15 protein-coding genes and 1 pseudogene are annotated in these 23,491 nt (G+C 63.1%); 7 read left to right on the top strand and 9 right to left on the bottom strand.

From position 1 onward, the window contains the following. Window positions 1–42 precede the first annotated feature (42 nt). The 5 genes from VLU25_06850 to VLU25_06830 form a co-directional block, all read right to left on the bottom strand. Entirely contained in the window at window positions 43–2,364 is a 2,322-nt protein-coding gene (locus VLU25_06850) for an aerobic carbon-monoxide dehydrogenase large subunit (protein HSR67642.1), read from the bottom strand. Window positions 2,365–2,477: 113 nt separating this feature from the next. Continuing rightward, window positions 2,478–2,981 (bottom strand): (2Fe-2S)-binding protein, encoded by a 504-nt coding sequence (locus VLU25_06845; GenBank protein ID HSR67641.1) that lies wholly within the window; start codon window positions 2,979–2,981, stop codon window positions 2,478–2,480. Further along, window positions 2,978–3,898: a xanthine dehydrogenase family protein subunit M gene (locus VLU25_06840; protein ID HSR67640.1), complete on the bottom strand. Its 921-nt coding sequence runs from the start codon at window positions 3,896–3,898 to the stop codon at window positions 2,978–2,980. Before VLU25_06840 ends, VLU25_06845 begins: the two co-directional genes overlap by 4 nt. A gap of 199 nt (window positions 3,899–4,097) precedes the next feature. Continuing rightward, window positions 4,098–5,306 (bottom strand): VWA domain-containing protein, encoded by a 1,209-nt coding sequence (locus VLU25_06835; protein HSR67639.1) that lies wholly within the window; start codon window positions 5,304–5,306, stop codon window positions 4,098–4,100. 102 nt (window positions 5,307–5,408) lie between these two features. After that, window positions 5,409–6,353, bottom strand: coding sequence for a MoxR family ATPase (locus VLU25_06830; protein HSR67638.1), 945 nt, complete (start codon window positions 6,351–6,353; stop codon window positions 5,409–5,411). Window positions 6,354–6,534: 181 nt separating this feature from the next. On the opposite strand from VLU25_06830, the gene VLU25_06825 reads away from it, so the two are divergent. From VLU25_06825 to VLU25_06805, 5 genes are all read left to right on the top strand, one after another. Beyond that, the gene (locus tag VLU25_06825; GenBank protein HSR67637.1) at window positions 6,535–6,954 is read left to right on the top strand and encodes a hypothetical protein; all 420 of its coding nucleotides are present in this window, start codon (window positions 6,535–6,537) and stop codon (window positions 6,952–6,954) included. A gap of 465 nt (window positions 6,955–7,419) precedes the next feature. Then, window positions 7,420–7,971 (top strand): hypothetical protein, encoded by a 552-nt coding sequence (locus VLU25_06820; GenBank protein ID HSR67636.1) that lies wholly within the window; start codon window positions 7,420–7,422, stop codon window positions 7,969–7,971. Then, a complete protein-coding gene (locus VLU25_06815) occupies window positions 7,968–9,674 on the top strand; it encodes a CRTAC1 family protein (protein HSR67635.1) in 1,707 nt (568 codons plus the stop codon). Before VLU25_06820 ends, VLU25_06815 begins: the two co-directional genes overlap by 4 nt. Next, on the top strand, window positions 9,674–11,752 hold the full coding sequence (locus VLU25_06810; protein ID HSR67634.1) for an acetate--CoA ligase family protein: 2,079 nt from the start codon (window positions 9,674–9,676) through the stop codon (window positions 11,750–11,752). The genes VLU25_06815 and VLU25_06810 overlap by 1 nt, the downstream gene beginning before the upstream one ends. 276 nt (window positions 11,753–12,028) lie before the next feature. Beyond that, window positions 12,029–12,505 carry a YbaK/EbsC family protein gene (locus VLU25_06805; protein HSR67633.1) on the top strand — a complete coding sequence of 159 codons (477 nt, stop codon included), beginning with the start codon at window positions 12,029–12,031 and terminating at the stop codon, window positions 12,503–12,505. On the opposite strand, the gene VLU25_06800 is transcribed toward VLU25_06805, so the two are convergent. Both VLU25_06800 and VLU25_06795 read right to left on the bottom strand, forming a co-directional pair. After that, entirely contained in the window at window positions 12,465–13,637 is a 1,173-nt protein-coding gene (locus VLU25_06800) for a glycosyltransferase (GenBank protein ID HSR67632.1), read from the bottom strand. The two genes, VLU25_06805 and VLU25_06800, sit on opposite strands and share 41 nt — an antisense overlap. 19 nt (window positions 13,638–13,656) lie before the next feature. Continuing rightward, entirely contained in the window at window positions 13,657–14,211 is a 555-nt protein-coding gene (locus VLU25_06795; GenBank protein ID HSR67631.1) for a CDP-alcohol phosphatidyltransferase family protein, read from the bottom strand. 91 nt (window positions 14,212–14,302) lie between these two features. Here VLU25_06795 and VLU25_06790 point away from each other — a divergent pair, with 91 nt between their 5' ends. Beyond that, entirely contained in the window at window positions 14,303–17,560 is a 3,258-nt protein-coding gene (locus tag VLU25_06790; GenBank protein HSR67630.1) for a hypothetical protein, read from the top strand. 7 nt (window positions 17,561–17,567) lie between these two features. Further along, window positions 17,568–18,536: pseudogene (locus VLU25_06785) on the top strand (glycosyltransferase). Window positions 18,537–18,975: 439 nt separating this feature from the next. Here VLU25_06785 and VLU25_06780 read toward each other — a convergent pair. Both VLU25_06780 and VLU25_06775 read right to left on the bottom strand, forming a co-directional pair. Beyond that, window positions 18,976–21,672, bottom strand: a complete 2,697-nt coding sequence (locus VLU25_06780) for an ABC transporter permease (protein HSR67629.1) — start codon at window positions 21,670–21,672, stop codon at window positions 18,976–18,978. After that, window positions 21,665–22,000 carry a helix-turn-helix transcriptional regulator gene (locus tag VLU25_06775; protein HSR67628.1) on the bottom strand — a complete coding sequence of 112 codons (336 nt, stop codon included), beginning with the start codon at window positions 21,998–22,000 and terminating at the stop codon, window positions 21,665–21,667. Before VLU25_06775 ends, VLU25_06780 begins: the two co-directional genes overlap by 8 nt. Window positions 22,001–23,491: the final 1,491 nt, after the last annotated feature.

Below are 23,491 nucleotides of genomic sequence, written 5' to 3'. Positions count from 1 at the left end.
TGCAAGGCGAGCCGAGACTCCAGGGCGGAAGGCTCTTCGACTCTACTCGCTGACCCCCGCCTTCCTCAAGGCCTGCCAAACCCGTTGGGGTGTGATGGGAATCTCCAGGTGGCGGACTCCCAGGTGCCAAAGGGCGTCGACCACGGCGTTGGCGATGGCCGGCGGAGCGCCCACGGTGGGGGACTCGCCCACTCCCTTGGCTCCCAGCGGATGGTGGGGCGAGGGGGTGATGGTCTTGCCCAATTCCCACTTGGGCGATTCCATGGCCGTGGGCACCAGGTAGTCGGCGAAGGTGCCGGTCAGGTTCTGTCCGGTCTCGTCGTAGACGATCTCTTCGAAGAGAGCGGGAGCCAGGCCCATGGTGAGACCGCCTTCGATCTGTCCCTCCACGATCATGGGATTGATGATGTGTCCGCAGTCGTCGACGGCCACGAAACGCCTCACCTTGACCTCGCCGGTGCCCTTGTCGATATCGACCACGCAAATGTAGCTGCCGAAGGGAAAGGTCAGGTTGGGCGGGTCGTAGTAGTCGACCGCCTCCAGCCCCGCCTCCATGCCGGGCGGATGGTCGGTGTAGGCGGCAAAGGCGATTTCCTGGATGGTCTTGGCCTGATCGGGCGATCCCTTGACCTGAAAGCGGTCGACGTTCCATTCCAGGTCGTCTTCCTTGACCTCCAGCAGGTAGGCGGCGATCTTCTTGGCCTTGGCCTTGATCTTGCGGGCCGCCACCGCCCCCGCCGCGCCCGCCGTTGGGGTGGAACGGCTGGCGTAGGTGCCCAATCCGTAGGGTGCGGTCTCGGTGTCTCCCTCTTCGACCTCCACGTCGGCCGCGGGCAGTCCCAGTTCCTCGGCGATGATCTGGGCGTAGGTGGTTTCGTGTCCTTGTCCCTGCGACTTGGTGCCGAAGCGGGCGATGGCCTTGCCCGTCGGATGGATGCGGATCTCCGCCGAGTCGAACATCTTGATGCCCAGGATGTCGAAGTCGCGGGAAGGCCCCGCGCCCACCACTTCGGTGAAGCTGCTGATGCCGATCCCCATCAGTTCGCCGCGCTCACGCTTCTCGGCTTGCTCCTTGCGCAAGGCCGGGTAGTCGATGATGTCCATGGCCTTCTTGAGGGCCGCCGGGTAGTTTCCGCTGTCGTATTCCCATCCGGTGGGCGACTTGTAGGGAAACTGCTCGGGCTGGATGAAGTTCTTGAGCCGGAAGTCGGCCGGGTCCTCACCCAGTTCATGAGCCATGATGTCGGCCATCCGCTCGATCATGTGGACGGCTTCGGTGACCCGGAAGGAGCAGCGGTAGGCCACGCCTCCGGGAGGCTTGGTGGTGTAGACGCCGTCGACTTCGACGTGGGCCGCCTTCATGTCGTAGGAGCCGGTGCAGATGGAGTAGAGTCCGGCCGGGAACTTGGAGGGATTGGCGGCGGCGTCGGCGGCTCCGCAGTCGGAAACCGTCTTGACCCGCAGTCCCGTGATCTTGCCGTCTTCGTCGGCCGCCATCTGGGCCTCGATGTGATAGTCGCGGGCAAAGCTGTCGGCTTGCAGGTTCTCGCTGCGGTCCTCGATCCATTTGACCGGCTTGCCGGTGACCAGACTGGCCACTGCGCAGCAGACGTATCCGGGGTAGACGGGCACTTTGCCGCCGAAGCCTCCCCCGATGTCGGGAGAGATGATCTGCACCTTGTGCTCGGGCAGTCCGCTGACCATGGAGAAGACGGTGCGGTGGGCGTGGGGCGCCTGGGAGGTCATGTAGATCTGCATGCGTTCCCGCACCTTGTCGTAGTTTGCCACCATCCCGCAGGTCTCGATGGAAGAGACATGAATGCGCGGCAAGTACATCTTCTGCTCGACCACCGTGGCGGCTTCTGCGAAGACCTTGTCGGCGGCTTCCTTGTCGCCGGCCTCCCAGTGCCAGATGTGGTTGGTCTTCTCCTCTTTGTCGTCGCGCACGATCACTTTGTCTTCCAGGGCCTGGAAGGGATCGATGACCGGATCCAAGGGTTCGTATTCGACGAAGACCTGCTCCACCGCATCGGCCGCGATGTAGCGGTCGGTGGCGATGATGACGCAGACTTCCTGAGAGGCGTAAACCACCTTTTCGATGGGCAGCACCATCTGGGTGTCGGACATGAGGGTGGGCATCCAGTGCAGATCGCCCGCCTCTTTCAGGTCCTGGCCCGTGATGACGGCCAGAACACCGTCCATCTCAAGAGCGGCGGAGGCGTCGATGTTGACGATCTTGGCATGGGCGTGAGGACTGCGCACGATGTCCATGTAGAGCATGCCGGGAAGCTTGATGTCGTCGATGTAGCGTCCGTGGCCTTGGATGAAGCGGGGATCTTCCTTGCGCTTCATGCGGTGGCCCATGCCGCAGATCTTGCCGGGAGTCTTGACTTGGACGTCGTCTTGCGTGTCGACCCGAGCTGAGACGCCTTCCTTGAGCGGAGTGTGATGCTCGAAACGGTCTTCCAAATGCTTGCTCATGCGGTGGCCTCTTCTTTCTCGCTGGATTGCTGTGACAGCTTCCGGGCGGCGTATTGAACGGCCTCAACGATCTTGTTGTAGCCCGTGCACCGGCACAGATTGCCGGAAATGGCGCGGCGGATGGCCTCCTCGCTGGGATCGGGGTCGGAGGCCAGGAAAGCCTTGGCGGTCATGATCATGCCGGGAGTGCAATAGCCGCATTGCAACCCGTGCTTCTCCCAGAATCCCTCCTGCAAGGGATGCAGTTGGCCATCTTGCGCCACCCCCTCGATGGTCTCCACCCGGGCGCCCTGGGCCTGGACCGCGAAGACGGTGCAGCTCTTGACCGGTTCTCCATCGAGAAGCACGGTGCAGGCTCCGCAACTGGTGGTGTCGCAGCCGATATGGGTGCCGGTGAGGGAAAGGTTCTCGCGCAGAAAATGGACCAGCAGCAGGCGCGCCTCGACTTGGCCCGTGACCTGCTCGCCGTTGACTGTGAGGCTGACATCGTGACGGCTCATGAGGACGCTCCTTTCGCACGCTGCAGGGCTTTGCGGATGGCACGCTTGGTGAGGATGCGCACCAGGTCGCGCTTGTATTCCACCGAGCCGCGCAGGTCGGGGGAGGGCTCGCACTGGGCGGCTGCCGCCTTGCCCGCCTCCTCCAATACCTGGTCGCTCAACTCGCGTCCGGCCAGGGCCTGTTCGGCCTCGGTGGCCCGCATGGGCTGGGGATTGACGTTGGTCAGGCCGATTCTGACGCTGGCGCAGGCGCCGTCATTGATCTGAAGCTGGACGGCCACGGCGGCGACCGCGTAGTCGCCTACCTTGCGCTCGATCTTGAGGTAGGCGCCTCCCCAGTCCGCGCCCGGCTTTGGAATCCGAATCTGGGTCAGGATCTCGTCGGAAGAGAGCGCGTTCTCGAAAAATCCAGTGAAAAACTCGTCGATGGGGATAACCCGCTCTCCCCCAGGTCCTGCGGCCACCAGTTCAGCCTGATAAGCCAGCATAACGGCCGGATGATCGTTGGCCGGATCGGCGTGAGCCAGGTTTCCGCCCACGGTGGCGCGGTTGCGCACCAGCGGATCGGCAATCACCTCTGCGGCGTCGGCCAGCATGGGGTAAGCGGTTTTGACCTGCTCGCTGTGCTCGATGTGGGTTTCGCGCGTCATGGCGCCGATGGCCAGGCTGCCGTTGTCCTGGCGCACGTATTCGAGATCGCTCAAACGGTTGATGTCAATGAGGACGGCCGGCAAGGCCAGCCGAAATCGCATGGCCGGGATCAAACTCTGTCCACCGGCCAGGATCTTGGCGTCATCCCCGTGCTCGCCGAGAAGGGAAAGCGCCTCCTCGAGCGAGTCTGGAGCGTGGTAATCAAAAGGCCCTGGAATCACGTCGGTCTCCTTTCCGAACTGAGTGGTGGAGATTCTAGCTTTCACCTTAAAGCTTTACATGTCAAGTTTCAAAGTGCGGATTGCGGGTCAGCAGGAGACGACCGCCCACCAGAGGCAGCAAAACGACGTCCAAGGGGCTGAAAGGCACTCAGGGCCAGCAAGGAATAGGCTTCATGATTGCCCCCCGGATCGCCACCCGATCATCCAGGCTCGCCGCCCCCAGCGTCAATGGCGGCAGGCGGACTCAAGCGCGGGCGCGGACACCGGACAGACTCTGCAGATGCCGTGCGAGTTCTTGCAGCGAGCGCAGGTTGTGAACGGGAAGGAAATCGTCGACCAAGGGCAGGGCGGTCGCCATGCCTTGGGCCAGGGGTTGATAAGAGGCCTGTCCCAGGCGGGGATTGAGCCAGATGAGGCGGTGACAGCTCCGTCTCAGGCGCTGAACCTCGCGCTTGAGCTGCTCGGGATCGCCGCGGTCGCAGCCGTCGCTGGCCACCATCACCACGGCTCCGCGACGCAGGACGCGCCTTGCCCAGCGGCGGTTGAAGCGGCCCAAACACTCGCCGATGCGGGTGCCGCCTGCGAAGTCGAAGACCTCCTCCGCCACCTCCTGCAAAGCCTGTTCGGGGTGGCGCAAGCCCAAGGCGTTGGTGATGCGGGTAAGGCGGGTGGCGAAGACGAAGCTCTCAACCTGGAGCGACGAGAGGCTGATGACGTGAAAGAACTGAAGCAGCAGGCGGGCGTAGAGCTCCATCGATCCGCTCACGTCGGCGATCAGCACCAGGGGACGCGGTTTGATCTTGCGGCGGCGGCGAGGCAGGCGGATCACCTTCCCGTCCTGCCGGGAAGCCTGGCGCAAGACCTTGCGCAGGTCGAGCTGGCCCCGGCGGCGGTCCGCTATGCGGCGCCGGCTGCGCCTGCGGCTGATGTCCCAGTCCATCTGCAAAAGCAGGCGGCGGACGGCCTGCCGCTCTTCCTCGCTCATGCGGGCGAAGTCCTTGCGTTGCAGGACTTCCGCCGAACTGTAGGCGCGGCTGCGGTCAGCCACCTCCCGCTCGGGATGGTGGGCCGAGGCCCGGGCCGCCATCATCGAAGCCAGCATCAGGGGCTGTGCCGAGCGCAGCGTCCGGGGACGGTGGCGGGGAGCCCGGGGAGCCTTGCGGGGAGACGCCTCACCCGTCTCCCCCCCGTATCCCCAGAAGCGCTCAAAAAGCCGGGCGAAAAGCTCAAGGTCTTCCTTGCGGTAGACGAGCAGGGCGCGGGCGGCCCAGTAGAACTGAGTCCGCGAGAGCGGATCGATCCACCTGAGACCGCGGGCCAGCCCCCGGCTTTGTTGAGGAGACACGGGCAGTCCGGCGGCGCGCAGTTCCCTCCCGAAACGCACGATGCGTGCGAAAAGGCCTTGGCCCTCCAAACCGTCACCTGGAAATGGGCTCCCCGTAAAGCTGCTCATGACGCCAGCGATCAGATCCTCAAGTGGTTCATTATGGCCTAGGGCCACCAGGTGGCTAACAAGTTCACACACGAATCAAGTTTCAGCGACCGCGCTGAAGGCCTAATTGCTCTCGGCGGCATGAGGCTGCTCGCTGTCAATAGCCTGAGCGGAGTTCAAGATCTCAGCCGTGGAATCGCGAAGCTGTTCGATGTCGTCCTGGTGTTTGAGGAAGAAGCCCAAAGTGGCTCCCACCGCAGCCGCATCCAGGCTCTTGAGATCGAGCTGGCAGAGCGCCTCGGCCCAATCCAGAGTCTCGGCCACGCCGGGTAGCTTGTAGAGGTCCTGCTCGCGAACCTTCTGGATGAAGGCCACCGCCTGACGGCTGACCTGCTCCTCCAGGCCGGGCACCTTGCGGCGGACGATGGCCAGTTCTTTCTCGAAGCTGGGGTACTCGATCCAGTGATAGACGCAGCGGCGCTTGAGTGCGTCGTGGATCTCGCGGGTGCGGTTGGAGGTCAGGAAGACGACCGGCTTGTGCTCCGCCTTGAGCGTCCCCAACTCGGGAACGGTGACCTGAAAGTCGGCCAACAACTCCAGCAAAAAGCTCTCGAATTCCTCGTCGGCCCGGTCCAGTTCATCGATCAGCAGAACGGGAGCCTGATCGTGGCTGGCTTCGATGGCCTGCAGCAACGGACGCTTGAGGAGAAACTTCTCGCTGAAGAGATCGGCTATGCCCTCCCCTTCATGAGAAGCGCCGCTGCCCCGCGCCTGAATCTCCAGCAACTGCCTGGGATAGTCCCATTCATAGACGGACTGGTTCAGATCGAGCCCTTCATAACATTGCAGCCGGATCAATCGAGTATCCAGGACTTTGGCGACCACCTTGGCCAGTTCGGTCTTGCCCACCCCCGGCTCGCCCTCCAAGAAGAGCGGACGCTGCATGCGCAGCGCCAGGTAGAGGCAAGTCGCCAGCGCCTCATCGGCCAGATAACCCTGCTGATCCAGTCCCTTCAGAGTCTCGCCGATCGACTCCGGTATGCTGCCCCATGCTGCCTTTGAGCCCATAAGTTATTCAGGATACCAGAGGAAGGCCCAAGGGGAATCCGGCTCCAAGCCAGGTCCCTTAGGTGAGACAAGCTGGTGGCAGGAGAGAGTATCCTGTTGTTTTGAGGTTGCGCTCACGAATCTAAGGGAGTACAAATAAGGTTGGTGAATGGCCTAAACAATTGATTCTTGGAGGTAGCCCATGTCGTTGGTTCAAGTCGGTTCCATTTACATCAATTCCGCCAATCTTACGGGCCTTTCCGACGTGCAGAAGATCCCGCCACCGGATGGCGGTCAGGCCAGCTTTAGCTTCTCGATTTACCTGGAGGGGTCGGAGACGGGAGTAGTCAGCCAAGACGAGGCACGGGCCAAGGCCATGCATGAAAAGGTCAAGAGCAAAATCAACCCTCGTTTTCTCTATTCCAGCGGTGGGGTTACCTTGAGCGTCACGGCCGTCAACAGTATTGGAGCGATCACATCCCAGCCGACCCGCGAGGACCCGGAAGGCGCCGGTTTCCTGGTTCAGATGGACGGAGTGACCGTCAACCTCCAGTACGCCACCGCCGAGAAAGCCGAGGCCGGTCGACAGGGCCTGATCGACAAGATCAACAGCATATCCTGACGCCAAGGCGCAAATTGGGGCTGACTGAGGCGGGTCCTGGCCGCCGGGCGCGGCTGCCGGGACTCGTTTTTCTTGGCGTTGGCAGATCGGCTAGGGGCGCCCTAGGGCCACTAGGTGGCCAACAAGTTCACACACGGGTCAAGTTTCAGCGACCGCGGTGAAGGCTCAATTGCCCTCGGCGGTATGAGGTCGCTCGCTACAAATTGCAGAAGGTGACACCAGGCCAACTTAACGTTTTGTTCAGTTTCATCGCGTTATTCGTTCATTTCAGATCCTACACGAGTTATGTATTCAGCAGCGTGGCAGAGGGCCGCTCCCTCGTCGAGGCTTTGGGTACCTTCAGCCTTGAACCTCTCGAACCGCAGTGAACTGTTTTAGTGACTTGCTTGCTCCGCAAGGCCCGAGAAGCTATACAGGAATGTGAGGAAACCGTACCCGGATTTCATCATAAAGGAGGATGATTCCATGAAAGCATTCCTGCTGATCGTTATTCTCGGCCTGACTGGTTCGGCCACCGCTTCGCCCCCTCAGGAGGGCTCCCCGGCGACATCGACTCCAGCCGAGTTGGTCGCTACCTACGAGAGCCTGGCCGACGTGATTTTAAGCGCCAAGGAATCCGAAGAGAACCTGGTCCGTTCCATTCTGGCCACCGCCTATACCCACGCCAGGGCAGTGGCGATGCGCGCCAGGGCCGGCATCGAGGCCGGCGAGGACGTGAAGGCCGACCTGGAAAGACTGGCGACCCTCGTTTCTCAACTGGCCAACGAGGGAGATGCGGCGGTGGCGGCCGTGCGCAAGCGTCTTCTGGAAGGAGGCCACCATCACAACGCCGAGGGAGAGCGGCAGGGCCTTTACGACGAGGGATTCGTTATCGTGACCCGCGCCGCCAAGAAGTCCTTTCTCGACTCGGCCAACAGGATCGCGCGTATGGCCGCCGATCCCGACGCCTCCGAGCTGGTAGAGGAATGGCAGAAGGTCGCCGACGAATACGAGAGGCTCATGGCGTCAATGGAATGAGCCTTTCCTTTCTCAACAACCGCACCCCCAAGCTCCTTCCGGCACTTGCCGTGGCGATGGCAGTGGCGTCTGCCGGTGCCTGGGCTGAAGAGCCTCGGATCCACTTCGAGGAAGTCTCGGCCCAAGCCGGGCTGACCAGAGTCCTCCTGGCCGGACGGCCCGGTAAAGATCATCTGCTCGACTCGGCCGGTGCCGGCGCGGCTTGGCTGGACTATGACCGCGACGGATGGATGGACCTCTATCTGGTCAACGGGTGGAAGCTGGAGGGCAGCCAGGTTGTGGAAAAAGGGCAGAACGCGCTCTACCGCAACCAGGGCGACGGCACCTTTCGGGATGTCACTCGCCAGGCCGGCGTGGGCGACCCCGACCACTGGGGCAGCGGTGTGGCGGTGGCCGATTTCGACGACGACGGCTGGCCCGACATCCTGGTCACCAACTTCGGCCCCAATGTCCTCTTCCGCAACCAGGGGGACGGAACCTTCCGGGACGTAGCAGCCCAGGCCGGCATCCAGACGCCGGGCTGGAACACGGGTGCCGCCTTTTTCGACGCCGACCGGGACGGCGACCTCGACCTCTACATCGCCGCCTACATCGAGGCCTCGCTTGAAGACGTCCTCAAGGCCAGCCCCTCGCTGGATTGGAAGGGGGTGGCCAAGGTGGCCATGGGGCCCTTCGGACTGGAAGGCGCCAGGGACCGCTTTTTCCTGGCGCTCGGCAACGGACGGTTTGAGGAGGCCACCGACTCGGCGGGGCTGGAAGACCGGGGACGAGGATTCGGTTTCGCGGTCCGGGCCGCCGACTTCGACGGCGACGGAGACAGCGACCTCTACGTGGCCAACGACTCCGATGCCAACTACTTCTACCGCAACCGAGGCGACGGCACTTTCGAAGAGATCGGACTCTGGAACGGATCGGCCCTCGATCACAACGGATCCGCCCAGGCAGGAATGGGAATCGCCGTCGGCGACGCCCACCTGAACGGCTTCCTGGACGTCTTCGTGACCAATTTCTCGGAAGACTTCAGCACCCTCTACAAGGGTCTGGGAGGAGGCTTCTTCGAGGACGCCAGCATCGAGTCAGGAGTCGGCGACGCCACCTACGCCCCGCTTTCCTGGGGCGCCGCCTTTGCCGACCTGGACCAGGACGCCGACCTGGACCTGGTCATCGCCCACGGCCACATCTACCCCCAGGTCGATCTCCATCCGGAGGTCGGGATGCGCTATCGTCAGACCAACCAGCTCTTGCTCAATTCCGGCCGCGGGACCTTTCAGGACGCCACTGCGGCGGCCGGCCCGGCCTTCGGGATTGCCCACTCGAGCCGGGGGCTGGCGGTGGCCGACTTCGACAACGACGGAGACCTCGATCTGCTCTTCACCAATCTGGACGCGCCTCCCACTCTCCTGCGAAACGACACCCAAGGCGGCAACTGGCTGACCGTGACCTGCCAGGCTCCGCCGGGAGCCGGCGGCGTGATCGGAACCTCGGTTTACGTGACGGCCGAAGGAACGACCCAACGGAGAGACATCGCCAGCAGCGGCTCCTTCCTCTCGGCCCACGACCCTCGCCTCCACTTCGGACTGGGAAGCGCCCGCGAAGCGGATCGCGTGGAAGTGGTCTGGCCTGATGGCAAGAAAACCCTGCTGGAAAAGGTGGCCGTCAACCAGTTCTTAGAAATACCAAAAGAAGCCGCAGCGAAAGACTGATGCTGGAAGCTTTTTTCACACCCCGCGGCGTGGCCGTCATCGGCGCCTCGGCCGATCCGCTCAAGCTGGGCCACGGAGTGGTCCGCAACCTGGTGGAAAGCCGTTACCGGGGCCGCATCTACCCGGTCAACCCCAAGGCGGGGGAGATACTCGGCCTGCAATGCTATCCAACCGTGACTGAGGTTCCCGACCCGGTCGATCTGGCGGTCGTGGTCGTTCCCGCCGAGATGGTCGGCTCCATCGTCGGAGAATGCGGGGAGAGGGGCATCCGGCACGCCATCATCATCAGCGGAGGCTTCCGCGAGATCGGTCCCGAGGGGCGCCGGCGCGAGAAAGAGGTGGGCCAAGTCGCTGCCGGCTACGGGATGCGTATCCTGGGTCCCAACTGCATCGGCACCATAGACACTCATTGTCCCATCAACTCCACTTTTGTAACCGGCACCCCGCGGCCCGGCGGTATCGGCTTTCTTTCCCAGTCGGGGGCTCTGTGCGCGGCCGTCATCGACTGGGCCAGGGCTTCGGGAGTGGGCTATTCGCGCATGGTCAGCCTGGGAAACCAAATGGACGTTAGTGAGACCGAGGTGCTGGAGACCTTTGCCTCCGACAACAGGACCCAGGTTATTGCGGCCTATTTGGAGGGGGTTGGCGATGGGCTGGCCTTCATGCAAGCCATCGAGAAGGCGGCCCGCAAGAAGCCTGTGGTCGTCATCAAGGCCGGGCGAGCCAAAAGCGCCGCCCAGGCTGTAGCCTCGCATACCGGCGCCCTGGCGGGAAGCGCCGAAGCCTACCAAGCCGCTTTCCGTCAAAGCGGCGCCCTCAGCGCCCATGGCGTGGAGGAGCTTTTCGACTGGGCCCGAGCCTTGGCCTGGCAGCCGCTTCCATCCGGCAACCGGGTTGCGGTGCTGACCAACGCAGGGGGGCCGGCCATATTGGCGGTGGATCTGTTCGAGTCCGCGGGTCTGGAATTGGCGCCCTTGAGCAGCCAGACGCGAGACTACTTGCGGACCCGTCTTCCCCAGGCGGCCTCGGTGGCCAACCCGGTGGACGTACTGGCCGGTTCAGGACCGGGCACCTACGGGGTGGCCCTGGACGCGCTTCTCTCCGATCCGTCGGTGGACGCGGCACTGGTCATCCAGGCTCCTCAGAACTGGTTCTTGCCCACCAGCTTGGCCGAGGTCGTGAGCGAGGTAGCCGCCGCTCACAGCAAGCCGGTCCTGGCATCCATGATGGGACTGGCTTCGGTGGATGAAGCCTTGCGCATCCTGCACCGGCGCCGCATTCCCAATTTCGCCTTCCCGGAGCGGGCGGTTTCGGCGCTCAAGGCCATGCGGGCCCGCCGGCTTTGGCTGGACACGCCGCCTGAGCCCCCCGCACATCCTCAGGCACCCGACCCTGAGGCGGCCGCCCGCGCCCTGCACAAGTCCGACCTCCCTGCCCTCTTGGCAGCCTATGGCATTCCCATAGCGGAATCGCTGCCCGCCGCTGATGCCGAAGAAGCCGCCCAGCAGGCCGAAGAGATCGGATTCCCGGTGGCGCTCAAGCTGCGAAGCGCCGAGATCTCCCATAAGACCGACGTGGGGGGAGTCGTCCTGGAGCTGGAAAGCAAAGCCGAGGTGAGGGAGGCCTTCGAGAGGATCATCGACTCGGCTCGCAGCGCCCGGCCCGGCCTGTCGGTTGACGGCGTCTGGGTCCAGAAGATGATCAGCGGCGGACAGGAGATCCTGGCCGGAGTGCGCCGCGATCCGCAGTTCGGCGTCCTGGTGGTGGCGGGCCGCGGCGGCGTTGAGGTTGAACTGCTTCGCGACATCTCCACCGCGGTTGCGCCATTAAGCCCGCGCCAGACGCGGGAGATGCTCGACGCCACCCGGGCCGGAGTCCGCCTCAAAGGCTGGCGCCATCTCCCTCCGGCGGACATCGAGGCAGCGGTCGACGTCATCCTGCGCCTGAGCCAAATCGCCCTCGACCTGCCCCAGATCGAGGAACTGGAAATCAACCCCCTGGCCGTCCTGCCCCAAGGCCAGGGCTGCGTCGCCCTGGACGTGCGGGGGAGTCCCGCAGCTTCCACTGCAGTCCCGTGAACTGCGACTGGGCTTGCTGGACCTCGGAAACGATGTATCGCTGCTGCTCAGGCGACAACTGCAGAGCCCGCTGGTGCTGCATGACCAACTCAGGTGGAAAGAGATGGCCCTCGAGGGGATCGGCTTGCTTATGTTCGTTCAATCGATGAGTGGCCGAACTGCATCTCATATATGACATCCGGAGCCGGATGACGGGCAAAAAGGATCACTGCAAACGGTTTGTGTCCGTTGATGCATGGGGGGATAATTGGACTGGAGACGAGGAGGGACATACCCATGCCAGTCCAAAAACTCAAAGCATTTCTCAATGAGAACGGCGTTAAGTACGTAATGATCAGCCACTCTCCCGCCTATACCGCCCAGGAGATCGCGGCCTCGGCCAAGATTCCCGGCATGGAACTGGCCAAGACGGTCATGGTCCGCCTGGACGGGGAAATGGCCATGGCAGTGCTTCCGGCATCGCGGCAAGTCGATCTGGACAAGCTGGCAGAACTGAGCGGGGCTGAGGTTGCGGAACTGGCCACAGAAGACGAGTTCAAGGGCCTGTTCCCGGATTGCGAGCCTGGCGCCATGCCGCCCTTCGGCAATCTCTACGGGATGCCCGTCTACGTGGCCGGCGCCCTGAGCGAGGACGAGGAGATCGCGTTCAACGCAGGCACGCACACCGAGTTGATGCAGCTTCGCTACCAGGACTTCGAAAAACTGGTGCAGCCTAAGGTGCTCGACTTTTCAGTGCAGGCCGTTCCGAATTGAGAAGTTCCAGGTACGCCTGCAGCGTCCTGCTTCCCATGGACTCCAGCGCAAAGTGCCGGGAGCGGACGCGTGCGTTCCGGCTCATTCGGCGGCGCAGGGACCTGTCCTCCAGCAATCTGGAGATGCTCTCCTTCAGGCCCCGCCTGGAGCGCGCCAGCAGTCCGCTATGACCGTCGGCCACGATGTCGTTCAGCCCCGGGGCCCGAAAACCGACTACAGGCAGTCCGGCGGCTTGGGCTTCGATGACTGAAAGGGGGAAGACCTCGCTGCGTGAGGCCGTCACGAAGAGGTCTGCCGCCGCCAGGAGAGCAGGGATCTCCTGTGGCGGGCAAGTGCCCAACAGGCCAACCGAATCAGGCGCCTGCAGGCGAGTTCTCCTGCGTTCCAGGCGGGCACGCTCGGGGCCGTCTCCCACCAAGAGCAGGCGAAGTCCGCTCCAACGGAGTGATAAGGCCTCCAAGACCTCTAGCAGGACGTCGAGATCTTTCTCCCTGCCCAGCCGGCCGACGAAGATGAGGACCTTGGCGTCCTCAGGAAGACCGAGCCGGCGGCGCTGGGCAAGGCCGTTTTTACCTGCAAAGGCTTCGAGATCGATCCCATGGGGGATGACTTGAAATCGCCCTCTTGCCTTCCAGCCCTCCAGCCGTTGGCGCATGGCCCGAGAGGGCGCGAGGACGAGGGAGCAACGGGGGCAGAACCAGCGCAAATAGCTGCGCAGCAGCACTTGGCCGACCCCCAGGAAGGGCCGCGGGGCGAGGGCGGCGAGATGAAGATCGTAGCGAGTGTGGGCCGTGAACACCAGGGGCTGTCGGCGCTTGGCGCGGCGAGTTCCAAGCCATCCCGAGATGAAGGGATGATGGGCGTGAATCAGGTCCATGGAATCGAGCTTCTCGCGGGCTGAGCGGCTCAAGCGGGCACCCAGGTGCAACCGCTTGCCCCCATAGCGCGGGGCCACGGGGAGTGGAGGAGAGCGTACGATCCGATGAGCGGCATCTTGCGGCAGCCGGGGACCGAAAGTAAATGTCCAGACCTGATGGCCGGCGCCTTCCAGGTACCGCTTGAGCTGGTCGATGTGGATGGTGACCCCGCTCAGGTGAGGGTGGTAGAGATCGGCCAGCATTCCGATTTTCAACAGACCGCCTTCCCGGGACTTATGAAAACGCGCTGCGGCCGTCAGGATCGCGGCGTCCGCGGAGAATGTAGATGAGACTCTCAGAGTAGTGGAAGAGTGCCGCCCAGGCCGCCAGGTGCACCGTCCACAGCCCGGCATCCGCCCAGTAGGCCAGCCCGAACCAGAGAAAGCCGGCCCAACCCATCAGCTTGCCGCTCCACAAATGCAGCAGCAGCACGCGGCCTGTCTTGCGCCAGCAGACGAGTGCATAGACGGCCGCCAGGGGCAGGAGCAAAGCCAGGTAGATCTCCATCCAGGGGCGCTGTAGGGGCAGCTTCCAGTAGGCCCATCCGATGCCAAAGACCGCGAAGATCACGTCGGCGACGCCATCGAAGGCCGGTCCCAGAGTCGGTCTCTCGGAACGGCGCGCCAGAGGCCCGTCGATGAGGTCGCTGACAGGGGCCAGCAGGTAGAGGACGAGAGCGATTCCCGACAGTTCCCAGGCCAGGGCGAAAGTGATGGGGAGGGTCAGTGCGATACGCGAGGCCGTGGCCCAATCCGCGGCCGAGAGATGGAGTCCTTTTCTGGGAATCATAGGTCAGCGACATCATCATACTCGACCGGCAACCGGCTGTCCCGCGCCTGAGGATTTGTGGAGCCCTGAGGGGCGATGCTAGACTGATTCGATGCGAAAGGGTCGACTGTTCCGTTGGGCAGCGGCCGCATCGATCACCCTCATCGTACTCATCGGCGTCTTGGGCGGCTTCCAGGAGAAGATCCCGAGGGCAAGTCGTGTGGCCGGCACGGAAAACCGATTGCCGGGGCTGGGACAGACCTTCCCCGAGTCGAGCCGGATCACCTTCAGCCCCCGGCACGAAGCCTATCCGGCCTGGGATAACGGCGGAGAGCAAATCGCCTACATCATCGACCCCAACCAGTTCGGGAGCGGTGCCGCGATCGGTCTGGCCAGCGCAGACGGGACCTCGGAAGGGGTGGCCGCCATCGGCCCGCCATCCCCGCTTGGATTTGCGGGGTCTTTGAGCTGGGTCGGCCAATCGGGGCTTTTGATGCTGGCTGAAACGACCCTCAACCACGAGTACCTGACCTTCGACAGCAGCCTGGCGCCCTTCACGCGGACAGTCGAAGATGGCTCGGACCCAGCCTTCGATGTGAAGCTGCGGGCGGCTTTCGCCAACATCGGAGGGGGACTGGGCGGGTATCACGTCATCGTCTCCCGGGACGGTTCCAGGGCGGCCTGGCGCGTCAGTTCAGTCGGGCGCTGCGGGGACACCGAGATGCGGGTGGGGCTTTTCGCCGAACTGGACGGGCAGTTCGCGGACCAGTCCGGAACCCTAGTGCTGGAGGAGGAGTGTACATTTCCCCAGCGGCCGCGCTTCATTGACGGGTTCGACCTGACTCCTGACGGTTCGCGGCTGGTGATCAGCTTGCCCCGCGATGAGCAAAACACCTTCGACGGGATCGGAGCCGTCCCCGGGGATCTGGTCATCCTCAACAGCGACGGTTCCGGCAGCGGGCAGTTCCTGACCAACTCGGGAAGCTACGGGGTGGCTAATTTCTTTCCCCGCGTTTCTCCCGACGGGACCCGGGTCGCCTTTACACGGCGCACTGCCGGGGGACCCAATCAGATCTACACGGTCAACCTCGACGGCACCCAGTTGACTCAAATCACCGAATCGCCGGCATCCCATCCCACTTGGTCGCCCGACGGAAGGCGAATCGCCTTCTCTGTTCTCGACCAGGACGGAGGCAATCCCAACTTCAACATTCACGTCGTCGATCTGGAGGATGACACGGGCCCCTTTCTCTCCCCCGCGCCCGATTTGGACGTGCTGCGGCAGGCCTTGGTCGACAGCGATTTCGACGATGTTCCGGAGCCGGGCCAGGACAACCGCCTGATCGTGGAGCGGGAGGGCAACCTGATACGCGTCTTCCAAGCTGATACCCCCGACATCGTCTGGCAGGTTATCTGCAGCGACCCTCATCCGGTGACCGGGCGTTTTCAATCCTGCGCGGTCGATCCGCCCACTTTTCCGCCGCCCAGCAGTTTCTGGCAGCGCCTCAAGAAAGCTTTCCTGCGGCAGGTGATGGGTGTAGATGCCGACAGGCACATCATCTCAGCCGACAGATTCGACCAGAGCTACCGGTTGCGCTCCCTGGTGGTGGAGAGCGAAGTCGAAGGTCAAAGCACCCAGATGAGCAGCGTGGCGTTCCAGGACAACAATCAGGACGGCGTGACGGACGACATCGAAATCGGCGGCTTCCTCTTTTTGCCCTCCTTCAGCCTCAACCCGCTTCTGGCGGATGTGACCGGCGACGGCAATCCCGACTTCGCCGGATGGCCCATCACTTTTGAGGGAGGCCGTTACTTTCTTCCCCTTGCGGACAGCAACGGCGACGGCGTCCCCGACACGACCCTGCTCGACTTTGACCGCAACGGTTTGCCCGACCCCGGCGGTCCGCGCTTGGCGGAATTCTTGACAGGCCCTCCCCCGGGTGACGCCGAACTGACTTTTCATTTCGCCCAGTTTGCCAACGGCGGCGCCTCTCAGGGGGTGAACCTGTCCAGCACCGTCGCCCTCTTCAATCCCAATGAAGCAGCGAGCGCCGAAGTGGAAGTCGAGATCAGGGGCGACGACGGCCAGTTGCTGACCGTGAATATCAACGGCGCCCCGGTGGAGGGCACCACCTCGCTGAGCATCCCGGCGGGTGGGCTCAGACTGCTGCAGACCGATGGCGAAGGCGAGATCACGGCCGGGTCGGTGAGCGTGACCTCTGATCGGGCCATTGGCGGCAACCTGCTCTTCGGCGGCAGCGCCGGATTCGCCGGCGTGGGCATCTCGCACGTCATGGAGGGCGGTTTCTCGGCCATTATGGAAAGCGACCAGGCCAGTGGCACGCGGACCGGCATCGCCGTCCACAATCTGGGCGGCTCGCCCTCGCAAGTCCGCTTCAGCCTCTTCGATTCCGACAGCCTTTTACTGGCGCGCAACGACCTGTCCCTGGCGGCGCGAGGGCACCGCGCCCTCTTCGTGGATGAGTTCCAGTGGCAGAGCGTGAACGGATCTGAACTCGATTTTTCACAGTTTCGCGGAGTTCTGGAGGCCGACAGCCCGATGCCCCTGGCGGCCACGGTCCTGCAGTCGCGTCCGGGGGAGATTGCCACCTTGCCGGTGGCCAACCGCTTCCTGTCCCGGGATCAGATCGCGATTGCCTCAAGGCGGTCCCGCGGCCAAACTCCGCCGGCCGACCTGTTTCAGAAACTCTACTTCGCCCATTTCGGAGACGGGGGCGAAGGCCTTTCGCTCTTCAGCCAGATTCTGCTCTTGAATCTCAGTTCCAGGCAGGCCTCGGTCAGGATCATCCTGCGCGATGATCAAGGCGCTCCCTTGACGGTCGACCTGGAGGGGGAAGAGGCGGAAGGGCAAAGAAATCTAACGCTTCCCGCAGGAGCACTCCGAATCCTCACCACGGACGGAGAAGGCCCGCTGGTAACCGGCTCAGTGACCGTCTGCTCCGATCAGGCTCTGGCGGGACTCATCCTGTTCGGTGGAGATGTCGGCGTGGCTGGCGTGGGAGCCGGCTCGTTGCTGAGGAACGGCTTCTTCTCGCCCATGGAGCGAATTGAGGAGGAGTCTTTGAACACGGGTCTGGCTCTGATGAACCTGGAGGAAAGCAGCGTCGCATTGGAGCTGCGGCTCCACAACAGCGACGGGGATCAGATCGCCTCCGCCGAGTTGACGCTTCCGCCACTCGGTCACCGGGCCCTGTTCGTCAACGAGATCCCCTGGGCCGAGGAGGAACTGGATCTCTCCCGCTTCAGCGGGCTGCTGACAGCTTCCACCAGCGGAAAAGTGTCGGTACTGGTGCTTCGGACGCAACCCGGGGTCTTTGCCACCCAGCCGGTCATTCCCAGCTTGAACTGAGGGGTTCATGACCACCATCCTCATCGCCTGCTACCTCGCCGCTCTCGGTACTCTGGCAGTCTTCGGGGCGTTGGGCTTTCTCACGCTGGCGCTGAGAGAGGGGCTAAAGGACCGTCGGCACCCCTGTTTCAGTCCACCTGGGGCGCAACTCCCCAAGGTGACCGTTCAATTGCCTGTCTTCAATGAACGATACGTGGTCGCAGAACTCATCGATTCGGCGGTGGCTCTCGACTATCCGCGGGACAGGCTGCAGATCCAGGTAATCGACGATTCCTCGGATGACACCACCCAGCGCGCCGCACAAAGAGTCGCCTTCCACCAGGCTCAAGGTGTGTCCATCGAACTGATTCACCGCAACGCACGAACGGGTTTCAAGGCGGGAGCGCTGCAGGCGGCTCTGAGCAGCGCGGAGGGTGAATTTCTGGCCCTCTTCGATGCCGACTTTCTCCCTCCCCGCGACTTTCTGCGAACGACAATCCCCCACTTGATGGGCAATCCCAGGCTGGGCCTCGTACAGGTGCGCTGGGAGCACCGCAACTGGCGGGATTCCTGGGTCACCCGGGCTCAAGCCATCGCTATCGACAAGCACTTCGCCATGGAACAGTTCGTTCGCTTCGAAGCCGGGTTCTTCCCCAAGTTCAATGGGTCCGCCGGGGTGTGGCGGCGCCAGTGCGTGGAGAGCAGCGGAGGCTGGCAGTCCGACACCCTCTGCGAAGACCTTTGCCTGAGCATTCGCGCCGCCTTGAAAGGATGGCAATTCCTCTTCCTGCCCGAAATCGGCGCACCGGCGGAGCTCCCGGCCACCATTTCAGCTTACAAGAGCCAGCAGAACCGTTGGGCCCAGGGCTCGACGCAATGTGTCGTGAAGTCCGGAAGAGCGATTCTGCAAGCCGCCGAATTCTCGCTCATGGCGCGCTCCTACGCGCTGCTGACCATGATGGGCTACCTGACCAGTTGGGCGGTCCTGGTGCTGCTGGCCTCGCTGCCTCCCCTGGTCTATCTGGAGTACCGGTTTCCTCCTCAGTTGCTCATCTTCGGCGTCTTTGGCTTGGCGCAGCCCGTTCTCTTCTTTCAGTCCCAGACAATTCTTTACAAAGATTGGTTGCGCCGGATGCCGGGCCTGCTGATGTTGCCCATCGTCGCCGTCGGTATCGCCCCCGCCGTGGCCTGCGGCGTCCTGGCCGGACTCACCAGGCGGCGAGCGTCTTTCCTCCGCACTCCCAAGGGCGGAGGCAGCTATCGGGTGCCTCGGGATCCGACTCTCTGGATCGAGCTGGCGGCTGGGCTCTACGCCATGTTGGGCATCGCGCTTTGCCTCTACCTGGCCAATCTCCGCCCCGTTTTCTTCTTCGCCCTCTGCGCCGTGGGACTGCTGGGAGCGTTCACGCTGGGCCTTAAGGACCGTCTAGCCGAGGTCACTCGTAGCGCAACGCATCCAGCGGTGAGGTCCGCAAAGCGCGCCGGGCCGGAACCAGACAGGCCAGCAGTCCGGTGCCGGCCAGGACGGCGGCCGTCAGCAGGAAGACGGAGGGATCGTGGGGATCGGTGCGGAAGAAGCCTTCCGCCAGCATCGGACTCATAAGCGCGGCGATGGTCAGGCCCAGCACGATCCCGGCCCCCACCTGCAGTGTCCCGCGACGCAGGGACTGGGAGAGGATGTGGACGCTTGAGGCTCCCAAGGCCCGCCGGATGCCCATCTCGCGCACCCTTTGCTGCACCGTGAAGGCCACGATGCCGTAGAGTCCCAGCGTGGAGAGGAAAAGGGCGGCCAGACCGAAGAAGAGAAAGAGTCCGCCGAAGACCTCTAACAGGGCCTTGTCTTCCAGGACGGCCCGGTCGAGGCGATCGACCTGGGCCACGGGCAAGTCGGCATCGAGGCGCTCGACGGCGTCGCGCAACACACCCGCCATGGCCATGGGCGCGGAAGCCCGCACCAAGATGTCCATCGAGTTGGCGCTCTGCCTCATGGGCACGTAGACCCCGTCGGCGTCGGGCAGATTGAACTCCAGGTTGACGATGAGCAGGTTGGGGACCACCCCCACGATGGTGCGGGGAGATTCTTTCCAGGAACTCCGCCCCAGCGTGATCTGCTTGCCCAGCGGATTCTGGCCGGGGAAGAAGCGGCGGGCGAAGCCTTCGTTGACGATGGCCACCCGGAGAGCGTTGAGATCGTCGGAAGCGGTGAAGTCGCGTCCGCTCAGGACGCGGGCTTGCAGCAGGCTGAAGAAGTTCTCGGAGACGGTCACCCGTGCCGTCAGCGGCAGGTCCTCTTGGCGCTCGACCGCCTGCCCTTCGATCTCCACCGGCCAGCCGGCGCTGCCGCGTCCGGGCAGGGTGGAGGTGAACGCCACCTCTTCCACTCCGGGCCGGGCCCGCATCTCCTCTCCCAGACGGGAATAGAAATCGTAACGCTGGGCATGCTCCGGGTAGGAAGTGCGGGGCAGCTCGATGGCCGCCGTCAGCGTGCGCTGGGCGGGGATGCCGAAGTCGAAAGTCTTGAGCTGAATGACGCCTTTGATCATCAGGCAGGAGATGGCCAGCAGGGCGCAGGAGAGGGCGATCTGACCTCCCAGGATCACCCGGCTGAAACGGCCCATCTTGAGGGTCCCGGTCAGCGATTCCTGCTGAAGCACCTGCTGGATGTCGGTGCGCGAGGTGCGCCAGGCCGGGACGGCTCCCGCCGCCAGGCTGCCCAGGAACACCATGGCTGCAGCGAAGAGCAGTGTGGGTGCGTCCACCCTGATGTCGATCCAGAAGGCCATGTCGCCGCTCATCCCGGCAATGCCGTGGTTGAAGAACATGACGCCCAAGGTGGCTATCGCCAGTCCCAGCACTCCGCCCAGAGCCGCGATCAGGAAGGACTCGCCGAAGACCATGGAGGCGATCCTCCAGCGGCTGGCTCCCAGAGCCGAGCGGATGGCGATCTCGCGGGTGCGCGAGAGGGAGCGCGCCAGCAATAGATTGGCCACGTTGGCGCAGGCGGCGATGAGCAAGAAGGAAACCGCCGCCAGCATGGTGTAGAGGATGGGCGCCACATCGCCCATGCGTTCCTGGGTGTAGGGGACGATGACGGCCCGGTCGGCCTTGCGCTCCTCGGGTCCCACGTCCTCAAGCTGCATCGAGAAGGTCTCGAACTCGGCCCGCGCCTGAGAAAGCGTGGCTCCGTCCTCGAGGCGGCCCAGGACGTTGGCGCGGACATCGACCGACAGCGGGTCCGTGCCCTGCTCCCGAGCCTCCAGGCTGAGGGGCGTCCACAGCACTTCTTTGGCGGGAAAGCGGAAGCCTTCGGGCATCACTCCGACGATGGTGTGAGGCTGGGCGTCGACGCGGACCTGACGTCCCAAGACGCTCGGGTCGGAAGCGTAACGGTTCTCCCACACCGAGTGTCCCAGCAGGACCACCGGCTCGGCTCCCGCGGCGGCGTCCTCAGCGACGAATCCGCGTCCCAGCGGGGGCTCCACCCGCAGGACGCCGAGCACCTGCGGATCGAGATAGCCAATCCTCACCTGTTCGGCGTGATGGCCGTCCCCGCTCAGACTGGCGGTGGAATCGCCGTAGGCAGCCAGTTCCTCGAAGCTGGTCTGGTGCTGGCGCCAGTAGCGGAAAACGTCCGCCGGGGCCTGACGCAGGTTGTATCCGCGTACCGGGTTGGAGAGCCCGATGTAAAAAATGCGGTCGCCATCCTCGAAGGGCAAGTCGCGCAGCACTCCGTTGACGATGGAGTACATGGTGGTGGGAATTCCCACGCCCAGGGTCAGCGCCACTACGGTGACCAGCAGAAAGCCGGGCCGCCGCGACAGTGAACGCCAAGCCATCCGGATCCCCGAAATGGGCACTAATCCCATCTCCCTCCGTCGCACGATCCAGGACTCGGGAAGGGGTTTGGTCAAGGGATTGGCAGCGGTGCGGATGTCGCGGACCAGCCGGTCCCAGTCCTCGACCTCGGCCTTGGCACTCTCGACGGCTTCCTCCTCCGACAACCCTTGGCGTCGGGCGGCGGCGTAGGCGTCCTCCATCTGCTGCGACAGCTCCTCGGCGAATTCCTCTTGCCGCTCACCCGTCAGCCCGCGGCCGCGCAGGTTCTTGACTACGTAGGTCTTCCAATCAGGCATGCTGCACCTCGAGCACCTTGTCTATGGCCCTGACGAAACCTTCCCAGCTCTTGGACTTGGACCGCAGAATCTCCTGCCCCCTGTCGGTGACACGGTAATAGCGGCGCCTGCGCTGGCCGGCCTTCTCCACCCATCTCCCCTCAATCCACTTGCGCCGCTCCATGCGATAAAGAAGCGGATAGAGGGAAGCCGCCTTGTAGCTGACGGCCCCTTCCGTCAGCCGTCCGATCTCTCCGGCGATGTCGTATCCATACCTCGGCTTGTGGGCCAGCACGCACAGAACCAGCATCTCGCCGGTGCCCTTCTTGAGTTCTTCGATGGCATCCAAGATTTGTTGACCTCCAATATATTGCGCTCCAATATATACTGTCGAAAGACGGATGACAACCTCAAGTTTGTCCCAACGACCTGGACTGGAACGGAGCAGAAGTCTTTCGAATCGATTCCCGCTTCGCCACTTCTTTCGTGATGGGTCTCGCCCATGTTCGAATAGGCGACAACCGCTTTGCTTACGTCAATCGGGCGGGCCACGCCGTCCTGGCCTACGAGGCGGATGACTACATTACCGAAATCGAGCCTGGCGAAGGTGAAACCGACAAGAAGCGAAAGCGGCACGACTGAGACGGCCACTACGGCAGGTGAGACTCGATCATCATGCGCAGTTCCGACAGGTGTCGCCAGCCGACTCCCGAGTCGACTTCCAGGAAGCGGCCGTCGGGCCCCGATGAGGAAGATGCCGGGGAGCATGGGCAGGCGGTAGCTGGAGGCCACGGCGTCTCCCTCCAGGAGGATGGTGTAGGAGGGGTTGTGGTTTTGCAGATAGCGGCTCAAGTTGGCTTGGGAAACCTCCCAGACGTTGATACCGACTACCGTTAGGGGATCATCGGCGTGTCGGGCCGCGATGTCTTCAAGTTCGCCCTTGAGCTGGCGGCACTTGGGGCACCAGCTCGACAACCAGATGGAAAGCACGACCAGGCGTCCTCGAAGCTGTTCCAAAGTGACCGTCTCGCCGGTGCGGTCTTCCAGCGAGAAAGATGGCGCAGGCTGTCCGACGGCGATTTCGGGTTCCTCCCAGGGCTGAACCTGGAATAGCGGAGTGAGGACCGGCTCTGAGTCCGAGGCCGGCTCAGCGATCCGCCATGACGCATCGTGTTTGCCCACCAATGCGGCCGCACAATCGAGATCCAGACCCTTTCTGCAAAAGACTATTAGGTGATAACTCCCGATTATCATCTTCTGGCTATCGACGGTCAACTCTAGACATCGAGAATCTTGAGAACCGTTTTTCCGAGGTCACGAGGTCCGATACTTGGAGAGAGTTAGCGGAAGCCTTTTCCAGAGCTACTTGCATCGCTCTCTTCGGCAGCGGAGGCAATCTGGCCATAGCCGATCACGCCGCTTCAGATATTGCGCGGCTTACTCCCAAGCGCACACTCGCACCTGCCAGCGGAGCCGCCATCTCTGCCCATATCAAGGATTTCACGTACAGGGCATGGCTGGCCAAATGGTTGGAGATTCACCTGCGGGGGCAATCGAAGGAGTCCATCGGCAAGACACTTCTAATTGGTTTCTCGTCATCGGGCCGCAATCAAGGCATCCTCGAGGCGTTGAAACTCGGGATTGAACGTGGCGCAGTCGCAGCTTTGGTTTCCGGACGGCCTCCAGAAAAGTCAGTCGATAACAGGATAATGAAGCTTTGTCTTGAATGTAGATACTATCACACCGCCGAAACTCTAAGCCTTCTCCTCATATATGCTCTCATTCAGAGCGCTGGCTTCAGGTGTCCCTCCATATCTCGGACAACTCAAGATCGATAGGC

This window comes from Acidobacteriota bacterium (genome assembly GCA_035471785.1).
In the GTDB taxonomy this organism is placed as follows: Bacteria; Acidobacteriota; UBA6911; order RPQK01; family DATIPO01; genus JANQFM01.
This window is presented reverse-complemented; position numbering and strand designations above follow the sequence as displayed.

Bases quoted from the DNA above. Each gene is read 5' to 3' on its own strand.
- VLU25_06850 (HSR67642.1), bottom strand. From the start codon at position 2,364: ATGGGCCACCGCATGAAGCGCAAGGAAGATCCCCGCTTCATCCAAGGC.
- VLU25_06845 (HSR67641.1), bottom strand. From the start codon at position 2,981: ATGAGCCGTCACGATGTCAGCCTCACAGTCAACGGCGAGCAGGTCACG.
- VLU25_06835 (HSR67639.1), bottom strand. From the start codon at position 5,306: ATGAGCAGCTTTACGGGGAGCCCATTTCCAGGTGACGGTTTGGAGGGC.
- VLU25_06830 (HSR67638.1), bottom strand. From the start codon at position 6,353: ATGGGCTCAAAGGCAGCATGGGGCAGCATACCGGAGTCGATCGGCGAG.
- VLU25_06825 (HSR67637.1), top strand. From the start codon at position 6,535: ATGTCGTTGGTTCAAGTCGGTTCCATTTACATCAATTCCGCCAATCTT.
- VLU25_06820 (HSR67636.1), top strand. From the start codon at position 7,420: ATGAAAGCATTCCTGCTGATCGTTATTCTCGGCCTGACTGGTTCGGCC.
- VLU25_06815 (HSR67635.1), top strand. From the start codon at position 7,968: ATGAGCCTTTCCTTTCTCAACAACCGCACCCCCAAGCTCCTTCCGGCA.
- VLU25_06810 (HSR67634.1), top strand. From the start codon at position 9,674: ATGCTGGAAGCTTTTTTCACACCCCGCGGCGTGGCCGTCATCGGCGCC.
- VLU25_06805 (HSR67633.1), top strand. From the start codon at position 12,029: ATGCCAGTCCAAAAACTCAAAGCATTTCTCAATGAGAACGGCGTTAAG.
- VLU25_06795 (HSR67631.1), bottom strand. From the start codon at position 14,211: ATGATTCCCAGAAAAGGACTCCATCTCTCGGCCGCGGATTGGGCCACG.
- VLU25_06790 (HSR67630.1), top strand. From the start codon at position 14,303: ATGCGAAAGGGTCGACTGTTCCGTTGGGCAGCGGCCGCATCGATCACC.
- VLU25_06780 (HSR67629.1), bottom strand. From the start codon at position 21,672: ATGCCTGATTGGAAGACCTACGTAGTCAAGAACCTGCGCGGCCGCGGG.